General features: G+C 66.5%; 7 protein-coding genes. 6 read left to right on the forward strand and 1 reads right to left on the reverse strand.

The annotated features are described in order from the left end of the window. Positions 1 to 47: 47 nt before the first annotated feature. From resB to VN856_RS18170, 3 genes are all read left to right on the forward strand, one after another. On the forward strand, positions 48 to 1,643 hold the full coding sequence (gene resB, locus VN856_RS18160; protein ID WP_325691524.1) for a cytochrome c biogenesis protein ResB: 1,596 nt from the start codon (positions 48 to 50) through the stop codon (positions 1,641 to 1,643). Then, positions 1,640 to 2,605: a c-type cytochrome biogenesis protein CcsB gene (ccsB, locus tag VN856_RS18165; RefSeq protein ID WP_325691515.1), complete on the forward strand. Its 966-nt coding sequence runs from the start codon at positions 1,640 to 1,642 to the stop codon at positions 2,603 to 2,605. The genes resB and ccsB overlap by 4 nt, the downstream gene beginning before the upstream one ends. A gap of 100 nt (positions 2,606 to 2,705) precedes the next feature. Beyond that, entirely contained in the window at positions 2,706 to 3,992 is a 1,287-nt protein-coding gene (locus VN856_RS18170) for a MinD/ParA family protein (protein ID WP_325691517.1), read from the forward strand. On the opposite strand, the gene VN856_RS18175 is transcribed toward VN856_RS18170, so the two are convergent. Next, positions 3,993 to 4,154: a hypothetical protein gene (locus VN856_RS18175; RefSeq protein ID WP_325691519.1), complete on the reverse strand. Its 162-nt coding sequence runs from the start codon at positions 4,152 to 4,154 to the stop codon at positions 3,993 to 3,995. It abuts the gene before it with no gap. A gap of 47 nt (positions 4,155 to 4,201) precedes the next feature. Here VN856_RS18175 and VN856_RS18180 point away from each other — a divergent pair, with 47 nt between their 5' ends. From VN856_RS18180 to VN856_RS18190, 3 genes are all read left to right on the forward strand, one after another. Then, positions 4,202 to 4,531 (forward strand): DUF4229 domain-containing protein, encoded by a 330-nt coding sequence (locus tag VN856_RS18180; RefSeq protein ID WP_325691521.1) that lies wholly within the window; start codon positions 4,202 to 4,204, stop codon positions 4,529 to 4,531. 63 nt (positions 4,532 to 4,594) lie between these two features. After that, positions 4,595 to 4,813 (forward strand): helix-turn-helix domain-containing protein, encoded by a 219-nt coding sequence (locus VN856_RS18185; RefSeq protein ID WP_325691526.1) that lies wholly within the window; start codon positions 4,595 to 4,597, stop codon positions 4,811 to 4,813. 3 nt (positions 4,814 to 4,816) lie between these two features. Beyond that, on the forward strand, positions 4,817 to 5,383 hold the full coding sequence (locus tag VN856_RS18190; protein ID WP_325691523.1) for a Clp protease N-terminal domain-containing protein: 567 nt from the start codon (positions 4,817 to 4,819) through the stop codon (positions 5,381 to 5,383). Positions 5,384 to 5,388 lie beyond the last annotated feature (5 nt).

Below are 5,388 nucleotides of genomic sequence, written 5' to 3' on the forward strand. Positions count from 1 at the left end.
GTGTCGTGGGTGCGCGACGCGTTCGTCAGCGACGTCAGGTTGCCGATATGAGGCGGCTGTTCGCTTACGCGCGCAACACCTGGCGCACCCTGACGTCGATGGGCACCGCGCTGGTGCTGCTGTTCCTGCTCGCGCTGGGCGCGATGCCCGGCGCGCTGTTGCCGCAGCGCAGCCTCAACGCCGGCAAGGTCGACGACTACCTGGCCACCCACCCGAAGATCGGGCCGTGGCTGGATAAACTGCAGGCGTTCAACGTGTTTGGCAGCTTCTGGTTCACCGCGATCTACACGCTGTTGTTCGTGTCGCTGCTGGGCTGCCTGACGCCGCGGATGATCGAGCACGCCCGCAGCATGCGGGCCACGCCGGTCCCGGCGCCCCGCAACCTGACCCGGCTGCCCAAACACGCCGCGGCCACTGTCACCGGTGAACCCGACGATGTGGCGACGACAATTGCGGGGCACCTGCGTGGCTGGCGCACGGTCGTCCGCCGCGACGATGGCATCGAAATCTCAGCGGAGAAAGGCTATTTGCGCGAATTCGGCAACCTGGTCTTCCATTTCTCGCTGTTGGGTCTGCTGGTCGCGGTGGCCGCCGGCAAGCTGTTCGGCTACGAGGGCAACGTCGTCGTCATCGCCGACGGCGGTCCCGGGTTCTGCTCGGCATCACCTGCGGCGTTCGATTCATTCCGGGCCGGAAACACCGTCGACGGCACGTCGCTGCACCCGATCTGCCTGCGTGTCAACGACTTCAAGGCTAAGTATCTGCCGTCCGGGCAAGCGACGTCGTTCGCCGCGGACATCGACTATCAGTCCGGCCGCGATCTGGCCGGCGGCAGTTGGCGGCCTTACCGGCTCGAGGTCAACCACCCGCTGCGAGTCAGCGGCGACCGGGTCTACCTGCAGGGCCACGGCTACGCGCCGACGTTCACCGTGGTCTTCCCGGACGGGCAGACCCGCACCTCGACGGTCCAGTGGCGGCCCGACAATGCGCGCACGCTGCTGTCGTCGGGGGTGGCCCGCATCGACCCGCCGGCCGGCACGTACCCGGACGCCGTCGAACGTCGCAAACATCAGATCGCCATCCAGGGTCTGCTGGCACCGACCGAACAACTCGAGGGCACCCTGCTGTCGTCCAGCTTTCCCGCGCTGAATGCCCCGGCGGTCGCGATCGACATCTATTCCGGTGACGCCGGACTGGACACCGGCCGGCCGCAGTCGCTGTACTCCCTGGACCCGCGCCTCATCGACCAGCATCGCCTCAACAGGGTCAAGCGGGTCAACCTGCGCGTCGGCGACCAGGTGCGGATCGACCAGGGCCCGGCCGCGGGCACCGTCGTACGTTTCGACGGTGCCGTGCCGTTCGTCAACCTGCAGGTCTCGCATGACCCGGGCCAGATCTGGGTGCTGGTGTCCGCGATCGCCATGATGGCCGGGCTGGTGGTGTCCTTGCTGGTGCGCCGGCGGCGGATCTGGGTTCGGCTGCTGCCAGGGACGCCCGGTACGGTGAACGTCCAGGTAGGCGGTTTGGCACGGACCGACAACGCCGGCTGGGGCGAAGAGTTCGAGCGAATCGTCGAGCGCCTTCAGCAGGGATTGACGACGTCGGCCGTTGAGCCGATCGCGACCGGAAGGAGCACCCCGTGAACACCACGCACATCCACCTCGGTCTGGCGCGCAACTCCGACTGGGCGTTCACGTCGGCGGTGGTGATCATGGTCGTCGCCCTGCTGCTGTTGGCCGTCGAACTCGCCTACACGCGCAGCCGCAACGCCGACCGCGAACTGGTCGGCGTGGGCGCGAACAGCGCGACCCCCGGTGTCGTGACCGACGCCCCGCGCCGGCCGTTCGACGAGCGGGTCGGGCGGGCCGGGCTGATCCTGGTCTACGCCGGAATCGGGTTGTTGTTCGCGTGCATCGTGCTGCGTGGTCTGGCCACCCAGCGGGTGCCGTGGGGCAACATGTACGAGTTCATCAACCTGACCTGCTTCTGCGGGCTGGTCGCCGGCGCGATCGTGCTGCGCCGACCGCAATACCGTCCGCTGTGGGTCTTCCTGCTGGTGCCGGTGCTCATTTTGCTGACGGTGTCCGGACGCTGGCTCTACACCAACGCCGCCCCGGTGATGCCCGCACTGCAGTCGTACTGGCTACCCATCCACGTGTCGGTGGTCAGCCTGGGTTCGGGTGTGTTCATGGTCGCCGGGGTGGCCAGCATCCTGTTCCTGCTGCGCACCTCCCGGCTGGATGAGCCCGACACCCCGGGCGCGTTTGCCCAGCTTGTGCGGCGGTTGCCCGACGCGCAGACGCTGGACCGGATCGCGTATCGGACCACGATCTTCGGGTTCCCGGTCTTCGGCTTCGGGGTGATCTTCGGCGCCATCTGGGCCGAGCAGGCCTGGGGCCGCTACTGGGGCTGGGACCCGAAGGAAACTGTGGCGTTCATCGCATGGGTGGTCTACGCCGCGTACCTGCATGCCCGGTCGACGGCCGGTTGGCGCGACCGGAAAGCGGCCTGGATCAACGTGGTTGGCTTCGTGGCCATGGTGTTCAACCTATTTTTCGTCAATCTGGTCACCGTGGGTCTGCACTCCTATGCGGGGGTCGGATAAGCGCAGCTCAGCGGCTTCTTAGGCCGCTGCGATATGTTCGATTAGGAGCACTGTTCGTCAACTAGCGACCTTCGAGTGTTGCAACGAGGGGATTTTTCACGTGTCTGACCATCCGCCCAACGACGCGAACGGCGGCGGCCGCGGAGACCATCCGACGACCGAATTGCCGCCACACCAGCCGCCGCCGCCACCACCGGCCGCCGAACCGGCGACCCGGGCGTTCGCCGGGTTCCGCACCGAACGCCGGTTCAGCGATAACGCGACACAGAACGCACCGCTGCCGCAGACCCGCGTTGAACCGCGGGCCTGGGCCGAGACGCCGTATCAAGGACTTCCGCGCGTCGTCGAGTCGGGCGATGCGCCCCGGCGGGTCTACGGCAACTACGGGGGACCGCCGCCTTCGGGCGACACCGGACATCCGCAACCGAACTTGCCGCCGTCGCGCTACCCGGAGCTGTCCACCAGCACCCTGCTGCGCCAGGTCAAGCCGCCGCCATCGGAGGGCTGGCGGCGGTGGCTGTTCCGCCTGTCGGGACAGCTGATCAACGTCGGCGAAAGCCCGCGGACGATGCGGTACAACGACCTGACCGTCCAGGTGAACCGGCCGCTGCGGGGTTGCTACCGCATCGCGATGCTCTCGCTGAAGGGCGGCGTTGGCAAAACCACCATCACCGCGACGCTGGGCGCCACCTTCGCGTCGATCCGCGGTGACCGGGTGGTAGCCGTCGACGCCAACCCCGATCGCGGCACGCTGAGTCAGAAGGTGCCGTTGGAGACGCCGGCCACCGTTCGGCACCTGCTGCGCGACGCTGAGGGCATCGACCGCTACAGCGACGTCCGCAGCTACACCTCGCAGGGACCCAGCCGGTTGGAAGTGCTTGCGTCCGAAAGCGATCCGGCCATGTCGGAAGCATTCAGCGCTGGCGATTACGCGCAGACGCTGGAGATCCTCGAGCGGTTCTACGGTCTGGTGCTGACCGACTGTGGCACAGGGCTTTTGCATTCTGCGATGACGTCGGTGCTGGACAAGGCCGACGCCCTAGTCGTGGTCAGCTCGGGTTCGATCGACGGCGCGCGCAGCGCCTCGGCCACGTTGGACTGGCTCGACGCGCACGGCCACGAGGACCTGGTCAGCAATTCGATCGCGGTGATCAACGCGGTGCGGCCACGGTCAGGCAAGGTCGACATGCAGAAAGTGGTCGACCACTTCTCGCGGCGCTGCCGCGCCGTGCGCTTGGTGCCGTTCGACCCACACCTCGAAGAAGGCGCCGAGATCGACCTCAACCGGCTGAAGCGAGAGACGCGGGAAGCCTTGATCGAGCTGGCAGCTGTTGTCGCAGAAGGTTTTCCGAGCGATCAGCGTCGATCCAACGAGCACTTCATTTAGTCAACGCGGGTTGTTGTCACCGTGGGTCAACCGCCACAGGAAGTCCGGATCGTCATCGGGTCCGATGACGCGGCTCTTCGGGCGGTTGATCTGTGAACGGGCCGCGCGCCACCCAACGTAGACAACCGTTGCGAGAATCAGGGCCAGGAGCAGGTACAGCACTCAACACCTCCTTGGTCTGAATATACGCGGCGACCTAGGCTCGCAGTGTGTCAACCGGACAGAGCTCCGCCGGCCGCGCGGTCGTCAGCGTTTTGTTGTACGTGGCGGCCCGCCTGGTGTTGGTGATCGCACTCACCGCGGTGATTTACGGGACCGGCCGAGGCCTTGGTGTGCGTGATTTTCCGCTCGTCGTCGCTCTGCTGTTCGCGCTCGTCATTGCGATGCCGCTGGGGATGTGGCTGTTTGCTCCGTTGCGACGCCGGGCCACCGCGGGCATCGACGCCGCCACCGAACGCCGCCGCCACGACCGTGCGCAACTTCGGGCCCGACTGCGTGGTGAGACCCCGCCCGACGACAGCCCCAACACCTCCGACTGAAACGCGCGTCAACGTTTCTTGACACGTCGTGAGTGTCAAGTTATCTTGACGCTTGTGAGTGAGTTGCCCGACCAGTCGCTGAATCCCGCCGCCGATGCTGCGGGCAGCGCCGACCCGGCTGAGGGACTGCGCGCTGTGCGCGCATTGCAGCGGCTGCAGGAGCGGTTGGAGGCCATCCACGTCGCCAATGCCCGCGAGCAGGGCTGGAGTTGGCAGGCCATCGCCAATGCGTTGGGCGTGAGCAGGCAGGCGGTGCACCAGAAATACAACCGGAGGAGATGACCAATGGCGTTCGAGAGGTTCGCCCGCAATGCCCGGGTCGCGGTGATGCTGGCTCAGGAAGAGGCCCGTGAACTGTGCGACCGTGAAACCGGTTCGCGGCACTTGCTTCTCGGTATTCTGCAGACCGCTCGCGGGGACCTCTCGTCGGTATTGACGGAGTACGGCTTGACCGCCGAGGTGGTGCGGGCCCGGTTGGCCGAAACATCAACTGGTGATAAGTCGTTCGACGAGGACGCCGACGCACTCGGCACTATCGGCATCGATCTGCGGGCGGTTCGCGACAGCGTGGCCAGCACTTTCGGCACCGACGCGTTCGACAACGCGCTGTCCCGTTCGGGCCGCCGCCGTAGGCGGCGAGGGCATATCTCGTTCGGTCACGATGCCAAGAAGGTGTTGGAGCTTTCACTGCGAGAAGCATTGGCGCACAAGGACGACGAGATCCGTTGCGAACATCTGCTGCTGGGCATTCTGCGCGGCGGCGATAGGGCGGCCATTGCCCTGATCACCGAGCACGTCTACACCGCGCAGCTGCGCGCCGCGGTCGTCAGGCTGCTGGACAGCGCCGCCTAGCGCCA

The organism is Mycobacterium sp. (assembly GCF_035603715.1).
Taxonomy (GTDB): Bacteria; Actinomycetota; Actinomycetes; order Mycobacteriales; family Mycobacteriaceae; genus Mycobacterium.

Bases quoted from the DNA above. Each gene is read 5' to 3' on its own strand.
- resB (WP_325691524.1), top strand. From the start codon at position 48: ATGAGGCGGCTGTTCGCTTACGCGCGCAACACCTGGCGCACCCTGACG.
- VN856_RS18190 (WP_325691523.1), top strand. From the start codon at position 4,817: ATGGCGTTCGAGAGGTTCGCCCGCAATGCCCGGGTCGCGGTGATGCTG.